At 70.1% G+C, this 20,943-nt stretch carries 22 protein-coding genes; 11 read left to right on the top strand and 11 right to left on the bottom strand.

Annotated features, from left to right (window positions below; genetic code table 11):
- Window positions 1-10: 10 nt before the first annotated feature.
- Together ACZ1DY_RS17590 and ACZ1DY_RS17585 are read right to left on the bottom strand one after the other, a co-directional pair.
- Window positions 11-427, bottom strand: a complete 417-nt coding sequence (locus ACZ1DY_RS17590) for a CBS domain-containing protein (RefSeq protein WP_126730726.1) — start codon at window positions 425-427, stop codon at window positions 11-13.
- Window positions 428-487: 60 nt separating this feature from the next.
- On the bottom strand, window positions 488-1,681 hold the full coding sequence (locus tag ACZ1DY_RS17585; protein ID WP_465484983.1) for a zinc-dependent alcohol dehydrogenase: 1,194 nt from the start codon (window positions 1,679-1,681) through the stop codon (window positions 488-490).
- 90 nt (window positions 1,682-1,771) lie between these two features.
- Here ACZ1DY_RS17585 and ACZ1DY_RS17580 point away from each other — a divergent pair, with 90 nt between their 5' ends.
- Window positions 1,772-2,131 (top strand): VOC family protein, encoded by a 360-nt coding sequence (locus tag ACZ1DY_RS17580; protein WP_126730722.1) that lies wholly within the window; start codon window positions 1,772-1,774, stop codon window positions 2,129-2,131.
- A gap of 64 nt (window positions 2,132-2,195) precedes the next feature.
- Here the strand turns inward: ACZ1DY_RS17580 and ACZ1DY_RS17575 are convergent, their stop codons facing one another.
- A complete protein-coding gene (locus ACZ1DY_RS17575) occupies window positions 2,196-2,396 on the bottom strand; it encodes a hypothetical protein (RefSeq protein ID WP_126730720.1) in 201 nt (66 codons plus the stop codon).
- Between the two features lie 135 nt (window positions 2,397-2,531).
- On the opposite strand from ACZ1DY_RS17575, the gene ACZ1DY_RS17570 reads away from it, so the two are divergent.
- Window positions 2,532-3,038 carry a GNAT family N-acetyltransferase gene (locus ACZ1DY_RS17570; RefSeq protein WP_321183136.1) on the top strand — a complete coding sequence of 169 codons (507 nt, stop codon included), beginning with the start codon at window positions 2,532-2,534 and terminating at the stop codon, window positions 3,036-3,038.
- Here ACZ1DY_RS17570 and ACZ1DY_RS17565 read toward each other — a convergent pair.
- Window positions 2,963-3,898: a DMT family transporter gene (locus tag ACZ1DY_RS17565; RefSeq protein ID WP_465484982.1), complete on the bottom strand. Its 936-nt coding sequence runs from the start codon at window positions 3,896-3,898 to the stop codon at window positions 2,963-2,965. The genes ACZ1DY_RS17570 and ACZ1DY_RS17565 overlap by 76 nt on opposite strands.
- Window positions 3,899-4,287: 389 nt before the next feature.
- Between ACZ1DY_RS17565 and ACZ1DY_RS17560 the strand changes: the two genes are divergently transcribed.
- Window positions 4,288-6,558, top strand: a complete 2,271-nt coding sequence (locus tag ACZ1DY_RS17560) for a tetratricopeptide repeat protein (protein WP_465484981.1) — start codon at window positions 4,288-4,290, stop codon at window positions 6,556-6,558.
- Window positions 6,559-6,739: 181 nt separating this feature from the next.
- Here the strand turns inward: ACZ1DY_RS17560 and ACZ1DY_RS17555 are convergent, their stop codons facing one another.
- Window positions 6,740-7,948 (bottom strand): cytochrome P450 family protein, encoded by a 1,209-nt coding sequence (locus tag ACZ1DY_RS17555; protein ID WP_465484980.1) that lies wholly within the window; start codon window positions 7,946-7,948, stop codon window positions 6,740-6,742.
- Between the two features lie 146 nt (window positions 7,949-8,094).
- On the opposite strand from ACZ1DY_RS17555, the gene ACZ1DY_RS17550 reads away from it, so the two are divergent.
- Window positions 8,095-9,597 carry a GGDEF domain-containing protein gene (locus ACZ1DY_RS17550; RefSeq protein WP_465484979.1) on the top strand — a complete coding sequence of 501 codons (1,503 nt, stop codon included), beginning with the start codon at window positions 8,095-8,097 and terminating at the stop codon, window positions 9,595-9,597.
- Window positions 9,598-9,711: 114 nt separating this feature from the next.
- Here ACZ1DY_RS17550 and ACZ1DY_RS17545 read toward each other — a convergent pair whose 3' ends face one another.
- On the bottom strand, window positions 9,712-10,659 hold the full coding sequence (locus tag ACZ1DY_RS17545) for a phosphatase PAP2 family protein (protein ID WP_465484978.1): 948 nt from the start codon (window positions 10,657-10,659) through the stop codon (window positions 9,712-9,714).
- A 110-nt stretch (window positions 10,660-10,769) separates the two neighbouring features.
- Here ACZ1DY_RS17545 and ACZ1DY_RS17540 point away from each other — a divergent pair, with 110 nt between their 5' ends.
- The 4 genes from ACZ1DY_RS17540 to ACZ1DY_RS17525 all read left to right on the top strand — a co-directional run bounded on the left by ACZ1DY_RS17540 (window position 10,770) and on the right by ACZ1DY_RS17525 (window position 14,230).
- Complete coding sequence (locus ACZ1DY_RS17540) at window positions 10,770-11,459, top strand: response regulator transcription factor (protein ID WP_126730705.1); 690 nt, start codon at window positions 10,770-10,772, stop codon at window positions 11,457-11,459.
- On the top strand, window positions 11,456-12,868 hold the full coding sequence (locus ACZ1DY_RS17535) for an ATP-binding protein (protein WP_465484977.1): 1,413 nt from the start codon (window positions 11,456-11,458) through the stop codon (window positions 12,866-12,868). The genes ACZ1DY_RS17540 and ACZ1DY_RS17535 overlap by 4 nt, the downstream gene beginning before the upstream one ends.
- The gene (locus tag ACZ1DY_RS17530; protein ID WP_126730701.1) at window positions 12,865-13,362 is read left to right on the top strand and encodes a hypothetical protein; all 498 of its coding nucleotides are present in this window, start codon (window positions 12,865-12,867) and stop codon (window positions 13,360-13,362) included. Before ACZ1DY_RS17535 ends, ACZ1DY_RS17530 begins: the two co-directional genes overlap by 4 nt.
- Before the next feature lie 196 nt (window positions 13,363-13,558).
- A complete protein-coding gene (locus ACZ1DY_RS17525) occupies window positions 13,559-14,230 on the top strand; it encodes a VldE C-terminal domain-containing protein (RefSeq protein WP_465484976.1) in 672 nt (223 codons plus the stop codon).
- Here the strand turns inward: ACZ1DY_RS17525 and rnhA are convergent.
- The 4 genes from rnhA to ACZ1DY_RS17505 are packed head-to-tail and all read right to left on the bottom strand — an operon-like array spanning window position 14,227 to window position 16,618.
- Window positions 14,227-14,709 (bottom strand): ribonuclease HI, encoded by a 483-nt coding sequence (rnhA, locus tag ACZ1DY_RS17520; protein WP_126737784.1) that lies wholly within the window; start codon window positions 14,707-14,709, stop codon window positions 14,227-14,229. The genes ACZ1DY_RS17525 and rnhA overlap by 4 nt on opposite strands.
- A 21-nt stretch (window positions 14,710-14,730) precedes the next feature.
- A complete protein-coding gene (gene dinB / locus ACZ1DY_RS17515; protein WP_465484975.1) occupies window positions 14,731-15,921 on the bottom strand; it encodes a DNA polymerase IV in 1,191 nt (396 codons plus the stop codon).
- 46 nt (window positions 15,922-15,967) lie between these two features.
- Window positions 15,968-16,147, bottom strand: coding sequence for a hypothetical protein (locus tag ACZ1DY_RS17510; protein WP_465484974.1), 180 nt, complete (start codon window positions 16,145-16,147; stop codon window positions 15,968-15,970).
- Window positions 16,148-16,198: 51 nt separating this feature from the next.
- The gene (locus tag ACZ1DY_RS17505) at window positions 16,199-16,618 is read right to left on the bottom strand and encodes a DUF6010 family protein (RefSeq protein ID WP_465484973.1); all 420 of its coding nucleotides are present in this window, start codon (window positions 16,616-16,618) and stop codon (window positions 16,199-16,201) included.
- A gap of 92 nt (window positions 16,619-16,710) precedes the next feature.
- On the opposite strand from ACZ1DY_RS17505, the gene ACZ1DY_RS17500 reads away from it, so the two are divergent.
- Window positions 16,711-17,649, top strand: a complete 939-nt coding sequence (locus ACZ1DY_RS17500) for a GlxA family transcriptional regulator (protein ID WP_465484972.1) — start codon at window positions 16,711-16,713, stop codon at window positions 17,647-17,649.
- On the opposite strand, the gene ACZ1DY_RS17495 is transcribed toward ACZ1DY_RS17500, so the two are convergent.
- A complete protein-coding gene (locus ACZ1DY_RS17495; RefSeq protein ID WP_465484971.1) occupies window positions 17,646-17,936 on the bottom strand; it encodes a hypothetical protein in 291 nt (96 codons plus the stop codon). The genes ACZ1DY_RS17500 and ACZ1DY_RS17495 overlap by 4 nt on opposite strands.
- Window positions 17,937-18,054: 118 nt before the next feature.
- On the opposite strand from ACZ1DY_RS17495, the gene ACZ1DY_RS17490 reads away from it, so the two are divergent.
- Together ACZ1DY_RS17490 and ACZ1DY_RS17485 are read left to right on the top strand one after the other, a co-directional pair.
- Window positions 18,055-19,299, top strand: a complete 1,245-nt coding sequence (locus ACZ1DY_RS17490; protein ID WP_257487588.1) for an MFS transporter — start codon at window positions 18,055-18,057, stop codon at window positions 19,297-19,299.
- A gap of 340 nt (window positions 19,300-19,639) precedes the next feature.
- On the top strand, window positions 19,640-20,938 hold the full coding sequence (locus ACZ1DY_RS17485; RefSeq protein ID WP_371878856.1) for a GGDEF domain-containing protein: 1,299 nt from the start codon (window positions 19,640-19,642) through the stop codon (window positions 20,936-20,938).
- Window positions 20,939-20,943 lie beyond the last annotated feature (5 nt).

Genomic DNA, 20,943 nt, shown 5'->3' with positions numbered 1-20,943 from the left:
GTATGGCGGGTCAGTCGTAGGACAGTGCTTCCACCAGCTCGCCGCTGTCCGGGTTGGGCAGCGCCTTGGCCACGTCGGCCTGCGCCACGATGCCGACCAGCTTGTGCCCGTCGATCACCGGCAGCCGCCGGACCTTGTGGTTCGCCATGGTGCGCATGATCTCCTCGGCGTCGTCGTCCGCGCCGATCGTCACCGCCTCGCCCTGGGCCAGTTCGGAGGCGTGCAGCGCCCTCGGGTCCTTGCCCTCGGCGAGCACCTTCACCACGATGTCGCGGTCGGTCAGCATGCCTTGGAGCTTGCCGTCCTCACCGCAGATCGGCAGCGCGCCCACGGACTCGGCGGCCATCTTCTTCGCCGCGTCGAGCACGGTTTCGGAAGCGGACACGCAGGTCGCGTTCGCGGTCATGATCTCTCGTGCCGTGGTCATCCCATCGCTCCTTTCGTCAGGATCCGCATACCGGATACCCGGCATCCGCGTGCCGACACCTCAAGCCGCCGACGGCTCCAGCAGGATCTTGACCGCGCCGTCCTGTTTCTTCTGGAAGATCTCGTAGGCGTGCGGCGCCTCCGCCAGCGGGAGCTTGTGCGTCGCGAAACCCTCGACGCCGAGCGGGTCGGCGGAGTCGGTGATCAGCGGCATGATGTCGTCGATCCAGCGCCGGACGTTGGCCTGCCCCATCCGCAGGGTGATCTGCTTGTCGAACAGTTCCATCATCGGCAGCGGGTCGACCATGCCGCCGTAGACGCCGCTCAGCGAGATCGTCCCGCCGCGCCGCACGCAGTCGATGGCCGCGTACAGCACGCTGAGCCGGTCGACCGCGGCCTTCTCGGTGATCTTCGCGCCGATCGGATCGGGCAGGAGGGCGACGAGATTCTGCGCCAGCCGCCCGACCGGGGCGCCGTGCGCCTCCATCCCGACGGCGTCGATCACCGAATCCGCGCCGCGGCCGCCGGTGGCCTCGCGGATGACGTCGCCGATGTACTTGTGCTCCCGCGTGTCGTAGGTGACGACGCCTGCCGCGGCGGCCTTCGCGAGCCGTTCCGGCACCAGGTCGATACCGATCACCTGGCCGGCGCCCCGGTGCTTCGCGATCCGGCAGCAGAACTGGCCGATCGGGCCCAGCCCGAACACCACGACCGTGCCGCCCTCGGGGATGTTCGCGTAGTCGACCGCCTGCCAGGCGGTGGGCACGACGTCGGAGAGGTACACGAACCGCTCGTCCGGCGGGCCGTCCGGCACCTTGATCGGGCCGTAGTGGGCCTGCGGGACACGCAGGTATTCGGCCTGGCCGCCCGGGACCTGGCCGTAGAGCTTGGTGTAGCCGAGCAACGCGGCGCCCTTGCCGCGATCGGTGACCTGCGTGGTCTCGCACTGCGACTGAAGGCCGCGATCGCACATGAAGCAGTGGCCGCAGGAGATGTTGAAGGGGATGACGACCCGGTCACCGGGTTTCAGGTTCGTCACCCCGGAGCCGACCTCTTCGACGACGCCCATGGGCTCGTGCCCGAGGATGTCGCCCTCGTCGATGAAGGCGCCGAGGACCTCGTAAAGGTGCAGATCGGAACCGCAGATCCCGGTCGAGGTGATACGCACGATCGCGTCGGTCGGTTCGGCCAGTTTCGGGTCCGGGACGGTGTCCACCCGGACATCGCGTTTCCCGTGCCAGGTGACGGCCTTCATGGTGCTCCCTTCGGCGAGTGGCTCTGCTCCCCCGCCGGATGCCCGCCCGCGCATCCGGCAAACCTCGCCGTTCCGTGCCACCGTGGAACCATGCGAACCCGGATGCTCGCCGTCACCGTCGACTGCCGTGAGGCCGAAGCGCTGGCCGCGTTCTGGAAGGAAGCACTCGGCTACCCCGAGACCGAACGGTGGACCGACGGTCACGGGGTGACCTATGTCGAACTGAAGAGCCCCGACGTGCCGAGCCTGCTCTTCCAGCCGGTCCCCGAGGAGAAGTCGGTCAAGAACCGGCTGCACCTCGACATCGCGCCCACCGAACTCGAGCAGCGCGAGGAGGTCGCCCGGCTCGTGTCACTCGGCGCGAAGATCCTCGAAGACGCCGAGTCGGACCCCTGGGTGGTCATGGCCGACCCGGAAGAGAACGAATTCTGCGTACTGCCGCGGCGCTGACCCACCTGGGCTCGTGAGTGGTAAGGACGGTTAGAACCGTCCTTACCACTCACGAGGTCGTCTCTCAGGCGGCTTCGTCGTCGGTCCGGACCGGCCGTTCGGAATGCAGCCCCAGCATCTCCAGCAGCATCCGGCAATCGGTCGCGTCGCGGGCGTTCGCGACCACCGCTTCGGTCGCCTTGCGGAGCACCGCCGCCCGCACCGTGGTCGCCCCACCGTCGACCAGTTCCTCCACCGGACGCATTTCGTCGAACGGGTTCCCCATGACCCACCTCCGTCGTCCCTTTCGTTGATACCGGATTCCGGCGGCCGACGCCCCCGCGTTCTTGCGGTTCCGGCGGCGCCCCAGCCGGTTTCTCCCTAGACTGGCGCCATTCGGACGAGCGGACGGAGCGGGGAACTGACCACCGAGTTGCGCGGGGAGTTCGTGACCCTGACCCCGGTCACCGAGGCCCATGTCCCGGACCTGCGGCGGATCCGCGGCGCGGCCGAGGTCGCGGCGCGCTGGGGTTCGGTCGAAGACTCCCCCACCTGGCCGTTCGACGACCCCACCACGACCTGCTTCACGGTCCTGGAAGGCGGCGTCGTCCGCGGCTTCGTCCAGTACGGCGAAGAGGAGGACCCGATGTACCGGCACGCGTCGGTCGACCTCTTCCTCGACCCGGCGGCCCACGGCCGCGGGCTGGGCACGGACACCGTCCGCACGATGGCGCGGCATCTCCTGCACGATCGCGGGCACCATCGGCTGGTGATCGATCCCGCCGTGGACAACGACGCCGCCATCCGCTGCTACAAGGCCGTCGGCTTCCGCGAGGTCGGGGTGATGCGCCGCTACGAACGCGACACCGACGGCGAAGGCTGGCACGACGGACTGCTGATGGACCTGCTCGCCGAAGACCTCACGTAGCGGGTCAGGGCGACTCCGAGCAGCACCACGGCCATCCCGGCGAGCACCCGCGGGCCGAGTTCCTCGCCGAGCACGATCGCGCCCAGCGCGACCGAGACCACCGGCAGCAGGTAGCCGACGGTCGCCGCGGAGGTCGCGCCCTCGTCGGCGATGAGCCGGTAGTTGAGGTAGAAGGTGACGCCGGTGCCGAAGATCCCGAGGACGACGACGGCGACCACCGCGGTCACGTTCAGCGGCCCGGACGATGCGGCGTCGAACGGCAGCGCCAGCGCGCTCAGCCCGGTGGCGGTCAGCAGCTGGGCGGCGGAGATCGCGATCGGGCCGCCCTCGCCGACGAGTTTCCGTCCCATGTAAGCGAAAGCGATCGCGTAACTGATGCCGGCGCCGAGCAGGGCCAGCGTCCCCCAGCCCAGCAGGCCGCTCTTCTGCCAGGGCGCGAAGATCAGCAGGATGCCGGCGAAACCGAGGACCAGGCCGCCGACGCGGATCGCGGTGATCCGGCGTTCGGTGCCGATCCCGATGCCGATCAGCAGCGACCACAGCGGGGTCGTCGCGTTCATCACCCCGGCGACACCGGAGTCGACGGTCAGTTCGCCGATGCCGAACAACGCGAACGGCAAGGCGTTGCAGAAGAAGGCGGCGACGAGGAGCCTGCCCCAGATCCGGCGGCCGCGCGGGAGGCGTTGCCCGGCCCAGCGGCTCAGCACGAGAAGGACGGCCGCGCCGAGCGCGCAGCGGATGACGGTCACCTGAACGGGCGGCAACCCGGTCAGGGCGAGCTTGATCCACAGGAATCCCGATCCCCACAACAGGGCGAGAACGCCCATCCGGATCAGGGTTCCCGGCGCGCCGATGCTCACTTGGTTCCTTTCGCCGGGCCGCTCGATACCTCTTCAAGCTGCCTCGGGCGACACGTCAGGACAAGTGAAAAGATCTACACCGACGTTAAGCGGTCCTACACCTTTCGAAAGGGCCCGGCCGTGGCCGCCGGGAAAGGCGGCCACGACCGGGTTCCGAGGAGATCAGTACTCGCCCGGTCGTTCGCGAGGCGGGACAGGGCCTGCTCACATTTCGCGGTCGCGCATGATCCACCTCCCTTTCGGCCGGCGCACCGGTGGGGAACGGGCGCGTTCTCGCACAGTTTGGGGGCTGCCTTCGCACCCGCGCATACCCGGTGGCCAGGTTGTGACCCACGTAATGGGAAGGTTGTGGCACCATCTGCCGCGCAGCGGGGAGAAAGGTGCTTCTGGTGACCGAGAATTCCGGCTCGGCCAGATCCGGGGAGACCGGTAGAGCCCGCCCGGTTTCGACGGCGGCGCTCACCTTCGGGCGCGCATTGCGGCAACGGCGGCAGGAACGCGGGCTGGCCTTGCGGGACCTTCAGAAACTCGCCTATGTCGACAAAAGTCTCATCAGCCGGGTCGAACGGGGGCTCACCCCGCCGAGCGCGGAATTCGCCGAAGCGTGTGATCGCGCGCTGGACGCGGGCGGGGCCTTGATCGTGCTCGCCGAAGCCGCCCGCGCGGAACCTTATGTGCATCTTCCCCCGCCGCCCGATCATTTCGTCGGCCGCGCGGAACACTTGGCGCTGCTGGACGAAAAAGTGTTCACCGAAACGGCCAAAGTGGTCTTCGTTGCCGGGCCGCCCGGGGTCGGGAAGACCGCGCTCGTGCTGAATTGGGCGAACCGGCGGCAAGAGGAGTTCGACTGCGTCCTCTGGTCGGATCTCCGCGGTTATGCGGCGGGCTCCCCCGCGCAACCCGCCGACATCCTCGACGACCTTCTGCGCTGCGTCGGTGTCCGCCCCGACCGGGTCCCCGCCGAGGAACACATGCGGCTGGCGCTCCTGCGGGGACTGTTGCGCGGCCAGCGCACACTCGTCGTGCTGGACAACGCCCTCGATTCGCACCAGGTGCGGCCGGTGCTGCCCGGCACCCCGGACACGACCGTCCTGATCACCAGCAGGCGGCGGCTGTCCGGGCTGGTCGTCGGCACCGGGGCGGTCCAGGTTTCCTTGGAGCCACTGGAAGATCTCGAAGCGGCCCGGCTCATGGCCGACCTCATCGGCGACGAACGCGCGGCAGGCGACCCCGAAGGCGTCGGCAGGCTGGTCCGGCTGTGCGCGGCGCTCCCGCTCGCGGTGAGCATCGCCGCGGAACGGGTCGCCACGCATCCCCATCAGAGCGTCGGCGAGCTCGCCCGTGAACTCGTCGCCGAGGGACGAAGGCTGGAACTGCTCGCGGTCGACGACGACGCCGTCGGGGTCCGGGCCGCGTTCAGCTGGTCGTACCGCGCGCTCGAGGCCGACACCGCCCGGATGTTCCGGCTGCTCGGCCTCCATCCCGGGCCGCGGTTCACCCCGGGCGCGGCGGCCGCGTTGGCCGGTCTGCCGGAACACGACGCGCGACGGCTGCTGGACAAGCTCGTGCACGCGCATCTCGTCCAGCAGGTCGGCGCGCGGTACTACCGCTTCCACGACCTGCTCCGCGTCTACGCCGCCGAAGAGGCCGCCGCCGCGCGATGGCGGGACGAGCGGCAGGCGGCGGTCTCCCGGCTGACCCACTGGTACCTCCACGCCGCCAACGCGGCGAGCTGGACGCTGACCCCGGCCCGCGACCACCACGTCGACCTGGGGCCCGCGCCCGAAGGCGTCGAGCCGCTCCGGTTCGCCACGTTCGACGAGGCCTACATCTGGTGCGCGTCGGAGATGCCGAGCATCACCGGCGTCGCCCGGCTGGCGCTGGACCACGGGCTGTACGAGATCGGCTGGCGGCTGCCGGTGGAACTGTTCGACTACCACCTGCTCGGCAGGCCGTGGCAGACGTGGATCTCCAGCCACGAGGTGGCGATCGAGTCCGCGAAGGCGGGTGGCGACCTCGCCGGGCTGGCGTGGTCGGCGATCAACCTCGCCGAGGCGCACCGGCGGCGCGGCGACCTCGACCGCGCGCGCGACCTGTTCGGCCAGGCCGTCGAACTCTCGGAAGAGATCGGCGAGAACCCGAGCCTCGGCTGGGCGCTGGTGGGGCTCGGCAACATCGCGCACGAACGGGAGGACTACGCCGAAGCCGTGCGGCTCGCCGGGAAGAGCGTGGAGGTGAACGCCCGGATCGGCTACCGGCTCGGCGAAGCGACCGCGCGGGTCCACCTCGGCCGCGCGTACCGCGACCTCGGCGAGCGGGACCTCGCCCTCGAACACGGCCTGCGCGCCTTCGACGCCTACGCGAAGGACGCCGACCAGCACGGCATGGGCTTCGCCCTGGTGCCGCTGGCCAGGACCTGCCGCCGGTTCGGCGATCTCGAGCAGGCGCTCGGGTACTGCGAGCAGGCGCTGACCGCCTACCGGAACTGCGGCGACGTCTGGGGGCAGGCCGACGCGCTCGACGAACGCGGCTGCGCGCTGGCCGCGCGGGGACGGACCGACGAGGCCATGGCCGTCTGGCGCGACGCGCTCCAGCTCGTCATGGATCTCGACGACCGGAAGGCGAGCGTGCTGCGGGGCCGCCTCGAAGGAGCGGTGTGACCTCAGGGCGCATGCCCGCCTCGGACGACACGCGTGATCACATGGACGACACGCGTGATCAGGCGGACGGCTCACCGATAGCCGGATCCTGTCGCGTTGTCGTCTCTCTGGACACGCGTGTCGTCCGCCTGATCACACGTGTCGTCCGTTCGATCACGCGAGCCGGCGGACCGGGCACGGTCTAGAGCCGCACCGGCAGATTGTGCAGGCCGCGGGTGATCGCGCTCGGCCACCACACGAGCCGGTCCTCGGGCACGGTCAGCGTCATCGACGGCGCGCGGCCGAACAACGTCTCCAGCGCCGCGGACGCCTGCATCCGCGCGAGCGCGGCGCCGATGCAGATATGCGGGCCGACGCCGAAGGCCACATGCCGCACCGGCCGCTCGCCCGGCCGGAAGGCGAGCGGGTCGGGATGCACCTCCGGATCGCGATTGGCCGCCAGCAACGACAACAGGATCGGATCGCCCGCCTCCATCCGCTGCCCGGCGAGTTCCATCGGTTCGGTGACGAAGCGCCAGCTGGTGTTCTGCAGCGGGGTGTCGCGGCGCAGGACCTCCTCGATGACGAGCGTCAGGTGTGCGCCGTCGTCGCGGGCGCGGGCCGCCTCCTCCGGATGCGTGATGAGGGTCAGCGCGGTGGACGCGATGAGGCTGATCGTCGTCTCGTGCCCGGCGATCAGGGAGAGGAACGCCGTCGCGGCGACCTCGTCGCCGGTCAGCCTCCCGTCGGCCTCTTGGGCGAGGAGGTCGCTGATCAGGTCCGCCCCCGGTTCGGCGCGTTTGCGGGCGACGACGTCGGCGAGCAGCACGTCCAGCTCGTCGGTCGCCCGCAGCATCGACGCCATGTCCGTGACGTCGCCGGCGGCGACTACCAGCGCGGGCGGGCGGACCTCGTCCAGCAGGCTGTCCGGGATGCCGATCAGCTCGCAGATCGACCGGATTCCCAGCGGGTACGCGAAATCCTCGACGAGGTCGCCCTCGCCCCGCTCCAGGATCGGGTCGAGCAGTTCGTTCGCGAGCCGGTGCGTGCGGTCGCGCATGTGCTGCAGCCGCCGCGGCCCGAAGGCACCGGCGCAGGCCTTGCGCAACCGTGCGTGGTCCTCGCCCTCGAAGTTGTTCATATGCCCGATGAGCGTGGGCCGGTGGTCGGCGGGCAGCCCGAGATTGGCCTTGCGCCAGTGGTCCGCCGCGACGGACGGGCATTTGGACAAACGCGGGTCGGCCATCGCGGAAACCACGTCCGCGTGCCTGGTCAGCAGCCAGGTCCAGGTGTCACCGGGAAGCGGGAGCCGGAACGCGGGGGCGTTCGCCCGGAGCCATTCGTAGGCGGGCGAGGGATCCCTGTCGAACTCCGGGCCGAACAGCGCGGGTACCTCGGCGGCGTCAGGCATACCAGCCACGATGCCAGCTTGTGGCGGAAGGTCGTCCGGCGAACGCAGGCATTGGCCTGTCTCACGAGATCGTCAACGCGGTCCCCCTGTCACCCCCTCGTGGTGACCAGCAAGATCGAAGCGGGTGCGGTGCGTAACGGTGGGAGGTGACCCTCGTCAGCGAGTTCGGCAAGCACGACCCTGACGCGGTCTCGGAGCGGCCGCGCGGTTCGCTCCGGGGTTTCGCCGACACCGTCGGCCTCGCCGCCGCCCGCGTCTGGCGGTTGCGAGGTCGTGCCTGGAACACCCTGCGCCATCCGGCGGGGTGGGAACTGTGGCGGCTGCCGCCCGCGGCGGTCTTCTGGATGCTCGGCACCGAGATCGCCGTCGCCGCCTGGGCGCTGTACAGCGGTTTCCGGGCTTCCGTCACGACCACCGATCTCGTCCGCTTCGGCGTGATCGCGTGCTGCGCGATCTGGTACGTCGTCCAGACGCAGCATCCGGAGGAGCAGCGCCGGGCCGACGACCGGCGCGGCGAGCACATCGACCAGACCGCCGTCTGGCTGGGTGGCGCGGCCGTCCTGCTACCGCCCGCGTTGTCGCTCGCGCTGCTGCTGATGGTGCGCGTGCAGCGCTACTCCATCGCGCACAAGGCGATGACGACGTTCCTCTTCACCACCGCCGCGCACGCCGCCTCCATCCTCGGCGTGCACACGCTCACCCACCTGACGGAACTGCACACCTGGCTCGAATCGGGCACCCTCCCCCAGCGACCGGGCGACATCGCGCTCGCCGCCGTCGCGCTGGTGGGCGCCGCGCTCTGGTACTTCGCGTCGCAGACGCTCCTGATCAGCATCGCGCGCGGCCTGGCGTGGGGCGGCTGGCGGCGGCAGAAGCTGATCGGCAGCTGGGCCGACAACGCGGACTTCGTCTACGCGCTGCAACTCGCGGCGTGCACCACGATCCTCGGCGCGGTCAACATCGCGCTGGTGCCGCTCGTGATGATCGGGGTCGCGCTGCGGTCGACCCGGCTCTCGCAGGCGCTGGCGGACACGATCGCGCGCAGCCAGCGTGACCGGAAGACCGGCCTGCTGACCGAGGACTCCTTCCACGCGCCCGCGGCCCTGCGGCTGCTCGAAGACCAGACCGGGCGGCGGCCGACGGCGTTCCTGATGCTGGACCTCGACCACTTCAAGCAGTGGAACGACAAGTACGGGCATTCCGGCGGTGACATCGTGCTCGGCTGCGTCAGCGCCGTGCTGCGGCAGAACACCCGCTCCACCGACATCGTCGGCCGGTGGGGCGGCGAGGAGTTCTCGGTGCTGCTGCCGGACACCACGCGCGAGGAGGCGACGCGGATCGCCGAGCGGATCCGGGCGGCCGTCGAGAAGACCGCCATCACCGGCCTGACCGAACTCGCCAGCGGGCACGCTACCAACGAACCCCGCGCGGTGGGACCGATCCACGGCTGCACCGTGTCGATCGGCGTCGGGCTCTCACCCGAACATTCGACGGATTACGGCGAGCTGTTCCGCGTGGCGGACGCGGCCATGTACCAAGCGAAACGGAGCGGACGGAACCGCGTGGTCGTGGCACCCTCCGCGGTCCCGCCCTCGCCCCGGACGCCGATGTCGCCGTTGAGCCGGGCAGGAGACTCGCGCCGGGATTGACGTAAGACGCGTGCTTCCAGCCGTAACTCGCGTGATTGGAGGCGCGACTCGCGAGTTACGCCTCCAATCACGCGAGTTACGGCTTCGATCACGCGAGTTACGGCCCAAGCCGCGTCAGCGTCGGGTCACGAGGCGGGTCTCGAGCAGATCGCCGACCACCCTGGTCTCCACGCCGGTCCGCCGTTCGAACGCGGATCCGCGCAACGGCCACAACGCGACCAGCACGATCCCCACCGCCGCGCACGCGGCCAGCACCAGCGCGGCGACGAACTGGGCGGCACCGGCGGTCGCCGTGCTCAGCACCGCGAAGCCGATCAGGACGATCGCGGTGGGCAGCACCGCGGCCAGCGCGACCAGGGAAGCGGGGGTGCGGCGCAGATCCCGGCGCCGGGTGGTCAGCCAGGCGGCGAGCAGGCAGGCGAACGACGCCGCCAGCAGGCAGGCGCCCGCCGTGTCGCTGAGCCGATGCCAGCCCAGCGCGATGGTCGACGACGAGACCCAGGCGACCGCGACGCCGCCGATTCCGATGATCGCCGGGCGGAATCGTTGGGGCAGAACGAAAGCGAGTGCCATCAGAATGGCCATGGCGGCGCTGACGTGCCCGCTGGGAAAACTGTTGTGCCCCGGCCCTCGGCCGCCGTCGGGCAGCTCGGGGCGGACGAGGACGTAGAGCTTGAGCAACTGCGCGGCGACGAGCGGGAGCACGAGAACGCTCAGCGCGGGGACCAGGAGGCCCGGTTTGCGCCGGAGCAGCGCCAGGACGACGAGCCCGATCCCGGCGGCGCCGATCACGAGCACCATGTCCTGGTCGCGCAGCGGCCCCGCCCAGTCCATTGTGGACCACTGGCCGGACTGCGCGCTGCGGACGACGCCGTTCTCCGCGTGCTGCCCCGCCGACGTGTGCACGAACAGCACGTAGGTCACGAGGAACGCGACGGCCAGTCCCAGTCCGGTGACGAGCTGGAACACGGCCCTGGACAGGGTCCGCCTGGTCTCGGCGTGCCGTCCCGGCAGCGGACGGCGGGCGGGGGTCGGTTTCGCTTCGTGGAGGAGTAGGGCCATGCGTCTCACTGTCCCCACGGCGTTTAGCCAAGAGGTCCGGACAATGTCATGGTTCTGCTACAAGATCGAGCCGAGTCGCACACGCGCGGCGGCATCCGAATAATGGCGGCGTGGCCAGTGTCCTGTTGATCGAAGACGACGCGTCCGTGCGGGAGGGACTGGAACTCGCGCTGCGCCGTCAGGCGCACACCGTCCACACCGCCGAGAGCGGTGAGCTCGGGCTGGAGAAACTGCGGGTGTTCCAGCCCGACATCGTCGTGCTCGATCTGATGCTCCCCGGCATCGACGGCTTCGAGACCTGCCGCCGTATCCGCTCGGCGGGCGAGGTGCCGATCATCATGCTCACCGCCCGCAGCGACGACTTCGACATCGTCGCCGGGCTGGAGGCGGGCGCCGACGACTACGTGACCAAGCCGATCGAACCCCGTGTGCTCGACGCCCGGATCCGGGCGGTGCTGCGGCGCGCGGTGAGCGAGAAACCCGCGAGCGACGACGCCGCCGGTGAGCGGCACGGCGGACTGGTCATCGACCGGGCGGGGCTGGTGGTCACGAAGAACGGCGAGCCGGTCTCGCTCACCCCGACCGAGCTGAAACTGCTGCTGGAGCTGTCGCGCACGCCCGGCCAGGTCTACAGCCGCCAGCAGATCCTCTCCGCCGTCTGGGATCACGACTACCTCGGCGACTCCCGGCTGGTCGACGCCTGTGTCCAGCGGCTGCGCGCGAAGATCGAAGACGTTCCCGCGAAACCCGAACACGTCCAGACCGTCCGCGGCTTCGGGTACCGGTTCGGCCGTTCATGAGGCTGCTCTCCGGGCTGCGGCCCCGGCTCATCCTGGCCTTCGCGGCGATGGCGATCATCGGCGCGGCGGCCGCGGCGGGGGCCAGTTACGTCTCGGCGAGGAACGCGATCCTCAAGGCCGTCCAGGACGCGGCGATGGACCAGCTGAAGGACCGGGTCGGCGCCTACGACCGCCCGCTGTCCACACCTCCGACCCAGGACCAGCTCAACGACTTCGCGGGCAGCCTGCGGTTGAACGCCGTCGCGGTCAGCGGGAACCTGCGATCGGTCAACGGCCCGGACCTGACCAGGTTCTCGACCGAACTGCGGCGGACGGTCGCGGGCGACATCCGGATCCAGTTCCAGCGGCTGGACCGCGACACCGGCCCCGAACTCCAGGTCGGCCTGCCGGTGCTGACGCGGCAGCCCGACGGGTCGACGAGGGCCAGCGGGATCGAGGTGTACTCGCTCACCTCGCTCGTCCAGCAGCAACAGGCCATCGACGAACTCGCGAAATCCGCCTGGCAGATGGCCGCGCTCGTCCTTCCGCTGGCCGCGGCGCTCGCCCTGCTCGCGGCGAGGCAGGTGCTGAGACCGGTCCGGGCGCTGAACACCGCCGCCGCCCAGCTCGGCGAAGGCAGGCTCGACGTGCGGCTGCCCGCCAAGGGGTCCGACGAGCTGGCCGAACTGGTGACGACCTTCAACAACACCGCCGCCGAGCTGGAGCGCACGGTCGGCGAGCTGCGAGCGATGGAGGCCGACGCCCGCCGGTTCGTCGCCGACGTCTCGCACGAACTCCGGACGCCGCTCGCGGCGATGAACGCGGTCACCGACGTCCTGGACGAGGACGCGGAGGCACTGCCGCCGGACACCGCCGTCGCGGCACGGCTGGTCTCGGGCGAGACCCGGAGGCTGACCCGGCTGGTCCAGGACCTGGTCGAGATCTCCCGGTTCGACGCGGGCCGCGCCGAACTCGTGCTCGACGAATGGGATCTCGCGACGGCGATCCGGGACAGCCTCGACGCCCGCGGCTGGCGCGAGGGTGAGGACCTGGTCACCGACCTGCCGGAAGGCGTCCTCGCCCGCGTCGACCGGCGGCGGCTCGACCTGATCGTGGCGAATCTCGTGGGCAACGCGTTCCGGCACGGCGCGGCACCGGTCGAAGTCCGCCTGCGCGCCGGCGGCGACGGCGCCACCCTGGAGGTCGAGGATCACGGACCCGGTATCGATCCCGAGGTCCTGCCGCACGTGTTCGACCGGTTCACCAAGGCCGACACCGCCCGTGCCCGCTCCGAGGGCAGCGGGCTGGGCCTGGCGATCGCGCTGGAGAACGCGCGACTGCACGGCGGCGACATCACCGCCGCCGACACCGGGCACGGCGCCCGGTTCGTCCTGCGCCTGCCCCATCGGACCGAAGGAGGGACGCGATGAGAAGGACCCGGGCGCTGCCCGCCCTCGCGGCCGCGACGCTGCTGGCGGCCTGCGGTGTCCAGCCGACCGGCGTCGTCCCGGCCGGGCCCGGCCCGTCGATCCGCGCGACGACCGGGACCTACGTTCGCGCCGGCCTGACGCTGTACTTCGTCTCCGACGGCCGCGTCATCCCGGTGACCCGGCCCAGCGAGGGCTTCATCTCCCCCGAAGGCGCCCTCACGCTGCTGTTGAAGGGGCCGACGGAACGGGAAGCCGCGCAGGGGCTCACCACGTTCGTCCCGCCGGAGATCGGCCGGGTCGAGGTGTATTCGGGCAACCCGACGTCCATCGTGCTGCCGTTCCCCGTCCGCAAACTGTCCAACCAGGCCATCAACCAGCTGGTCTGCACGACGATCGCGGCCTCGGCGGACACCGGGCGGGCTCCGGTCACCCCGGGCGTGAACGTGTCCTCACCGGACGACAAGATGTACTTCCAATCCTGCAAAGCGGATTGAATTCATCACTCACAGTGCTCACATAAAAGCACTTCTTGTGTCTGTACGGGCGTGAGCCTCTTTTGGTTCAACGATCAAGGTAACTGTGGGCGAACACACTCGGGCGTGACATTGCCGTGTCCTTTTCGTAATGTTGCCCGGAGCTCGCGGCCCCCGACGCGAGTTCCCGTCCCCGAAGTGGTGAGTGATCAGAGAAATGGCCGGCAGACATCGCAAGCACAAGGCTCCGCAGTGGAAGCTCCCCGCGGGTATCGCGGCAGCGGTCGCCACGGCGCTCCCGGCGTCGATGTGGCTGACGTCCGCAGGTACCCCTGACGTCGAAGCGGCCAGCGCCGCGCTCGCGCTGAAGTCTCCCCCGGTCTCCAGCACGACGCCCCCGCCGTCGACCAGCAGCACCCCGCCCTCCAGCACGACAAGCCCCACCCCCTCCCCGTCCCCCGCGACCTCCTCGGCTCCCCCGAAGCCGACCAAAGCGCCCGCGCCGGTCAAGAAGACCGTGCCCGCCGCGACGGCGTGCTCCACCGACCTCGCCGGCACCAAACCGCACGTCGCCCAGGTCGGCAACCACGTCAAGGCGAAGTTCGGCGTCAAGACCGTCGGCGGTGTCGCCGGCCGGGCGAACGCCAGCGACCACCCCTCCGGCCTCGCGCTGGACTTCATGGTGGACACTGCCACCGGCAACGCCATCGCCGAGTACCTCATGGCGAATCAGAAGGACTTCGGCGTCACCTACGTCATCTGGCGGCAGCGCTACAACGACGGCAGCGGCTGGGACACCATGGAGGACCGCGGCGGCGCGACCGCCAACCACATGGACCACGTCCATGTGTCCTTCGCCAAGAGCGCGAAGGTGAACGTCAGCTGCTAACGATTCCGGGCGGGCCGCTCGCCGGGCTGGATCACCGGTCGGCCGACGACCTCTTCCACGCCTTTGACGGCGAGGCGGTCCGCCCGCTCGTTCTCCGGATGCCCGGCGTGGCCCTTGACCCAGTGCCATTCGACGTCGTGCCGTGAGGCGGCCTCGTCGAGGCGGCGCCACAGATCGGCGTTCTTGACCGGTGTCTTGGCCGAGGTCATCCAGCCGTTGTTCTTCCAGTTCCGCACCCAGCTGGTGATGCCGTTCCGGACGTAGGTGCTGTCGGTGTAGATGTCGACCGACACCCGGCGTTTCAGGCTTTCCAGCGCCTCGATGGGCGCGGTCAGTTCCATCCGGTTGTTCGTGGTGGGCCCGGGATCCCCGCCGTAGATCTCCTTCTCGACGGTGCCGTACCGCAGCACCGCGCCCCAGCCGCCGGGACCGGGATTCCCGCTGCACGCGCCATCGGTGTAGATCTCGACTTCCGCCACCGGGACACCCTAGCGACGGGTTCAGTCCGGCAGCAGCGGTACCCACGGCCGCTCGGCCTGCCCCAGATGCACCGCGCGCGTGATGGACTTCGACCCGAACCGGTCCCGGACCGTGTCGAGCGTCGAATCGAGCGCGTCCCTCGGCTTCGCCTCGAACGGCAAGGCCAGCTGGATCGCGTCGTCCTTCGACAGGTTCGTGAGCGCGAGCCCGATCAGCGTGAGGCCGCGTTCGTCGATCAGCGGTCTCGCCGCGGCGAGCAGGTCACGCGCCGCCGCGACGATCGCGCCGGTCTGTTCGGTCGCCTCCATGAGGGTGTGCGACCGGGTCGCCTTGGTGAAGTCGGCGAACCGCATCCGCAGCACGACGGTGCGGCACACCCGGTGCGCCGCCCGCAGGCGACGGGCGAGGCGGTCGGCCAGGGTCAGCAGCATCGCGTCGAGCTCGGCGGGTGACCGCGGCCTGCTGCCGAGCGCGTGCTGCGCCCCGATGGACCGGCGGCGACGGCCCGTCTGCACGCGGCGAGGGTCGTCGTTGTGGGACAGGGCGTGGAGATGGGCGCCGACGCCGCGGCCGAGCATCCGGACGAGTTCCTTCTCCCCGAACCCCTCCATCTGCCCGACCGTCGTGACGCCGCGCTCGCGGAGCTTCCGCGCCGTCACCTTGCCGACGCCCCACAGCCGCTCGACCGGCAGCGGGTGCAGGAACTCCAGCTCCTTGTCGTGCGGCACGACGAGGAGACCGTCGGGTTTCGCGACGCCGCTGGCCACCTTCGCGAGGAACTTCGTCCTGGCCACGCCCACCGTGATCGGCAGGCCGACCTGCTCCAGCACGTCCTTGCGCAGCTTCGCCGCGATCCGGCTCGGTGTGCCCGCGATCTTCAGCAGCCCGCCGACGTCGAGGAAGGCCTCGTCGATCGAAATGCCTTCCACGAGCGGCGTCGTGTTGCCGAAGACCTCGAAGACCGCCTTGCTCGCCGCCGAATACGCGTGCATCCGGGGCGGGACCACGATCGCGTCCGGGCACAGCCGCCGCGCCTGGCCGCCGCCCATCGCCGTGCGGACGCCGAACGCCTTGGCCTCGTAACTGGCCGCCAGCACCACACCGCCGCCGACGATGACCGGCCGCCCGCGCAGCTTCGGGTCGTCACGCTGCTCGACCGACGCGTAGAACGAGTCCAGGTCGGCGTGCAGGATGGGACCCTCGATCGTCATAGAACATATGTTCGCATCAAACGGCCCAACGGCCAAACTTCAACGCTCAGTCGAACGGCGGCCCGGAGTGAGAAACCCGGTGCTTGAAGACCTCACCGTCCCGGATCTCGGCCGAGTACGTCGGCCTCGGCGAGATCGCGCGCCAGGCGTCCAGCACCTCCTCCGACTCCCAGTACTCGAAGATGTTCGCCCGGCCCGGTTCCAGCGTGTCCGCCGAGATCAGCACGTCGACACCTTGCCCGCCACGATCACGGTCATCTCGACATCGTCCGCTCGGTCACCCCACCGACGAACGCGGACGGCGGGAACCGACACGGGCGCGGACGAAATCCGTCACCGATCGTCCGCCGGCGAGACACCAGATCGCGATCACCGGGTCGCAGATCGCGCAGCCGAACGACGAATCGTGCAGGAACGGGATGATCGGTGCGCCCTTGAGGTGGTGGACGACGTCCCAGCCGGTGTGCAGCAGCCAGGCGATACCGATGAACGTCCAGGATTCGAGACCGCGGTAAGCCACGTAGGTCACGACCGCGGCGAACGCGAACTCCCAGATCCCCAGGCCGCCTCCGCTCAGATAGGCGGCGCCCGCCCCCGCGACCATGATCGCGTTGAAGCGACGCCGGTGCGGTTCGTGGATCAGCGACATCAAGACGACGTAGACGAGGCCGACGAGAATCGGCGCGATGATCATCATGGCTCGACGCTAGAACTGGCCGCGGTCCGCTCCCAGTGGCGTGAACGACGCCTTCCAACGGGATCTCGCCATCGGGCGGGTACGGTGCGGTCATGCACACCGTCGCGGTCCTCGCGCTGGACAAGGTGATCCCGTTCGACCTCTCGACGCCGATCGAGGTCTTCACCCGCACCCGGATCGCCGACGGAAGCGCCGGCTACCGGCTGCTCGTCTGCGCCGAACACCCGGACGTCGACGCCGGGCACTTCACCCTGCGCGCGCCTTGGGGACTGGAGGCGCTGCGCGAGGCCGACACGATCATCGTCCCCGGCACCTCGGACCCGGCCGGGCCGTTGCCGGAATCCGTCCACGACGCGCTCACTTCGGCCGCCGTGAGGGGCACGCGGATCGCCTCGATCTGTTCCGGCACCTTCGTTCTCGCCGCCGCGGGCCTGCTCGACGGCCTTCGCGCCACCACACACTGGGTCGCCGCCGAGACGTTGGCGGCGATGTATCCGGAGATCGATGTCGACCCGGACGTGCTCTATGTCGACAACGGGCAGATCCTGACGTCCGCGGGCGCCGCCGCCGGCCTGGATCTGTGCCTGCATCTGATCCGGCGGGACCACGGCTCCGCGATCGCGGCCGACGCCGCCCGCCTTTCGGTCATGGCGCTGGAACGCGAAGGCGGTCAGGCGCAGTTCATCGCGCTGCGGCATCCGCCCGCTCCTCGCGGCGCGGCGCTGGAACCGACTCTCCTGTGGATGCAGGAGAATCTCGCGCGCGAGCTCACCTTGGCCGACATCGCCGCGCGCGCCGGGATGAGCACGCGCACGCTGATCCGGCACTTCCGCGAGCAGACCGGGACGACGCCGCTGCAATGGCTGCACCGCGCGAGGGTCCGGCAGGCACAGCATCTGCTGGAGACCACTCAGCACGCCGTCGAACGGATCGGCGCCGAGGTCGGTTTCGGTTCGCCTACCGCGTTCCGCGACCGGTTCAAACGCACGACCGGCGTCAGCCCCGGCACCTATCGGCGAGCTTTCCGTTAAGCGGCGACGGCCAGGACGATGTCCGACGCCCGCGCCCGGGCCTGTTCGGCGAATCGCTTCCGGGCGGCGACGACTCTGAGCCACCGTTCCGAGCGCTCGGCGTCGAGATCGAAGGTGGCACGGGCGAGCACTTCGGCGGCGCGTGCGGCGGAGTCGATCTCCGCGGCGGCGCCAAGGTAGTCGCCCGCGTCGATCAGCTTGTAGGCGTGACGCATCTCGGTCTGCGCGGTCGAGTAGATGGCGTAGGCGGCGAGGTTGTTCGCCAGCGGGCCCAGTGAATGCGACATCGGATTCTCCGTTCCTTCTCTTACTCACACGTCGAACGGACCGGCGCCGGTTCGACACGGCGAACGGATTTTTCTCGAGGGTTGCGCCGAGTGGCCGAGTCACGACAGCCTGAAGCGCATGCCAGCCCGAGCGGCGTCGTTCCGCAGTGTCTTCGCGGTCGCCGGATTCCGCCGGATCTGGCTCGCGCATCTGCTCTCGGTCGCCGGCGACCAGCTGGCCAGGGTCGCGCTCACGGTCCTGGTGTTCGACCGGACGTCGTCGGCGGGCTGGGCCTCGGCGGCGTACGCGCTGACCTTCGTGCCCGACCTCCTCGGCGGCGCGCTGGGCGGCATCGCCGACCGCTTCTCGCGGCGCACCGTGATGGTGGTGACCGACGTCGGCCGCGCCGTCCTGATCGCGCTGATGGCGGTACCCGGCCTCCCGCTGCCCGTCGCGGCCGCGCTGTTGTTCCTCGTGCAGCTCATGGCCGGGCCGTTCCACGCGGCCCGGCAGGCGATGCTGCCGGATCTGCTCGACCCGGACCGGCTGGTCGTCGGCCAGGCCGTCATCTCGTCGACGTACCAGGCCGGGCTCGTGGTGGGCTTCGGCGCGGGCGCCGCCGTCGTCACCGGCCTCGGTGTGCCGGGCGCGCTGCTGATCGACGCGGGAACGTTCGCGCTGTCGGCGCTCATGCTCCACTTCGGCCTCGAACGATTCCCGCCATCGGCACCCGCTCACCACGAACGTCCGTCCCTGATCGCGGGCTGCCGACTGGTGGCGCGCGACCGCAAGCTGCGCTGGCTGCTGCTCATCGCCTGCTGCTGCGGTTTCTACGTCGTACCCGAAGGCCTCGCCGTCCCGGTCGCCGCCGAACTGGGCGGCGCGGGCGCGTTGCCGTGGTTGCTGGCCGCGAATCCGGTCGGTTCGGTGCTCGGCGGGCTTCTGCTGAGCCGCGTCCCGCGCGAACGGCAGATCCGGGTGCTGGGCGCGCTCGCGGTGGCGAGCAGCCTGGTGCTGATCCCGACCGGCTGGGCTCCGGGCCTGGTCACGATCGTCGTGCTGTGGACGATCTCGGGAGTGTTCTCCGCGCACGACATGATCACGCAGACGCAGTACAGCCTCGCCGCGCCGCCCGCCCAACGCGGTCAGGTGATCGGGGTGGCGATCGCCGCGTTGCGGGCGGCTCAGGCGGTGGGGATCGCGGCCGCCGGGCTGCTGGCCCAGTTCGTCGCGCCGACCACCGTGGTCACCGTCGCGGCGGGCGCGGGAGTCGTGGTCGCCGCTGTCGCCGGGGCAGGCTGGTCACGGGCGGTGTCGTCCCGCCGCGGCCCCGGGGTAGGGCCGCTCGGCGGGACGACACCCGTTGGCGAGCACGGTTCCTGACACATCACGTCCAGTTGTTGTCACGACGGGTCGTCCAGTTGTTGTCACGCACTACGTTCACCTCCCTTCGCGAAGCCGCGCGCTCGTGGGCGAGATCACTCACGTCCAGTTGTTGTCACGCCGAGTGGTCCAGTTGTTGTCCCGCATGTCGTTCACCTCCCTCGAAATAGCCATCTACCCGGCAAAACACTCACCAGTTGTTGTCCTGCATCGGTGCACCTCCCTCGTTTCGGTTGGGCTGTCCGGGGGAATTCGGGGCCGCCCGTCTTATCGTCGGAGACAACGCGGTCGTCGGCGTCCCGGTTCGATTACGGTGTAGATCACCGACGGAAGAGGGTGTGTGGACGGACGACTCGGTGGCGCGCGGCGGCGGCTCAGGGCCTGGCACCTGTGGAGCCTGCCGCGACCTGTGCGTTCCTACGTCCTGGTCGTGAATCTCATCGCAGTCCTCTCGACCGCCGCCACGGCCCGGCTGGTCCCGGTGACCGGTACCGATCTGGTGCGGTTCGGCGTGTTGGCGCTGTGCGCGGCCATCGCGATCGAGGGCACCCGGCAGATCGAACGCCAACGGGAGTACGACAGGGCCCCGTCGGTCGCCTACGTCGACACCAAGGCGGTGTGGAGCGTCGCCGCCGTCATCGCGCTGCCGCCGGTGCTCGCCGCCGCGATGGTCGTGGTGACCTACACCATCGCATGGCTGCGGATCTGGCCACACCAACGGCCGGTTCTCCCCCATCGGTGGATCTTCTCCGCCGCGACGGTGCTCTGCGGCACGCAGGCCGCCGTCCTCGTGCTCAGCCTCGGCATGCGCCACTACCCCGGCCCGCCCGACTCCGGGCTGCTCGCCGGGCTGGGCGACCTCGCCGTCATCATCGTCGCCGCGGCCCTGCGGTGGGCGATCAACACCGCCCTTGTGATGATCGCGATCGCGCTCTCGTCGCCGCCGAAGTCGGTCAGCGAACTGTTCTCCGGATTCGGCGACCAGATCCTCGAGGCGGGCGCGCTCGGCCTCGGTCTGGTGACGGCCGTCGTCCTCGTGCAGGCCAACCCGCTGGTGCTGGTCGGGGTCGTCATCGCGCTGGTCGCGCTGCACCGCGGGCTGCTGCTGACGCAGTACCGGCGCGACGCGCACACCGACGCCACCACCGGTCTCGTCACGAAACGGCGCTGGCGTCAGCTGGCCGAAGAACAGCTCGGCCGGACGCGCGCCGGCCGCAAACTCGGCGTGCTGTTCCTCGATCTCGACAATTTCAAGACGATCAACGACACCTACGGCCATCCCAACGGCGACCTCGTCCTGCGCGCGGTCGGCGACGCGCTGCGCGCCGAGATCCGCGAGCAGGACGTCTGCGGGCGGTGGGGCGGCGAGGAGTTCGCCATCGTCATCCCGGACATCCACGGCGAGGAGACACTGCTCCAGGTGGCCGAACGGATACGGCACCAGGTGGCGATGGTGTCGGTCGCGCTGCCCGATCGCGACACCGTGCTGACCGATCTGACGGTGTCGATCGGCGGGGCGCTGTATCCGGCGGCCAACATCACCAGCGTCGACGACCTGCTCGTCGCCACCGACATGGCGCTCTACCGCGCGAAACAAGGTGGCCGCAACAGGGTCGAACTGGCGCCGCCCGCGCAGTAGGCTTC

This window comes from Amycolatopsis sp. PSD-21, from assembly GCF_055561455.1.
This window is presented reverse-complemented; position numbering and strand designations above follow the sequence as displayed.

Coding starts and splice junctions, on each gene's coding strand:
- ACZ1DY_RS17575 (WP_126730720.1), bottom strand. CDS start 2,396: ATGGGGAACCCGTTCGACGAAATGCGTCCGGTGGAGGAACTGGTCGAC.
- ACZ1DY_RS17505 (WP_465484973.1), bottom strand. CDS start 16,618: ATGATGATCATCGCGCCGATTCTCGTCGGCCTCGTCTACGTCGTCTTG.
- ACZ1DY_RS17585 (WP_465484983.1), bottom strand. CDS start 1,681: ATGAAGGCCGTCACCTGGCACGGGAAACGCGATGTCCGGGTGGACACC.
- ACZ1DY_RS17495 (WP_465484971.1), bottom strand. CDS start 17,936: ATGTCGCATTCACTGGGCCCGCTGGCGAACAACCTCGCCGCCTACGCC.
- ACZ1DY_RS17535 (WP_465484977.1), top strand. CDS start 11,456: ATGAGGCTGCTCTCCGGGCTGCGGCCCCGGCTCATCCTGGCCTTCGCG.
- ACZ1DY_RS17545 (WP_465484978.1), bottom strand. CDS start 10,659: ATGGCCCTACTCCTCCACGAAGCGAAACCGACCCCCGCCCGCCGTCCG.
- dinB (WP_465484975.1), bottom strand. CDS start 15,921: ATGACGATCGAGGGTCCCATCCTGCACGCCGACCTGGACTCGTTCTAC.
- ACZ1DY_RS17530 (WP_126730701.1), top strand. CDS start 12,865: ATGAGAAGGACCCGGGCGCTGCCCGCCCTCGCGGCCGCGACGCTGCTG.
- ACZ1DY_RS17490 (WP_257487588.1), top strand. CDS start 18,055: ATGCCAGCCCGAGCGGCGTCGTTCCGCAGTGTCTTCGCGGTCGCCGGA.
- ACZ1DY_RS17500 (WP_465484972.1), top strand. CDS start 16,711: ATGCACACCGTCGCGGTCCTCGCGCTGGACAAGGTGATCCCGTTCGAC.
- ACZ1DY_RS17590 (WP_126730726.1), bottom strand. CDS start 427: ATGACCACGGCACGAGAGATCATGACCGCGAACGCGACCTGCGTGTCC.
- ACZ1DY_RS17580 (WP_126730722.1), top strand. CDS start 1,772: ATGCGAACCCGGATGCTCGCCGTCACCGTCGACTGCCGTGAGGCCGAA.
- ACZ1DY_RS17525 (WP_465484976.1), top strand. CDS start 13,559: ATGGCCGGCAGACATCGCAAGCACAAGGCTCCGCAGTGGAAGCTCCCC.
- ACZ1DY_RS17555 (WP_465484980.1), bottom strand. CDS start 7,948: ATGCCTGACGCCGCCGAGGTACCCGCGCTGTTCGGCCCGGAGTTCGAC.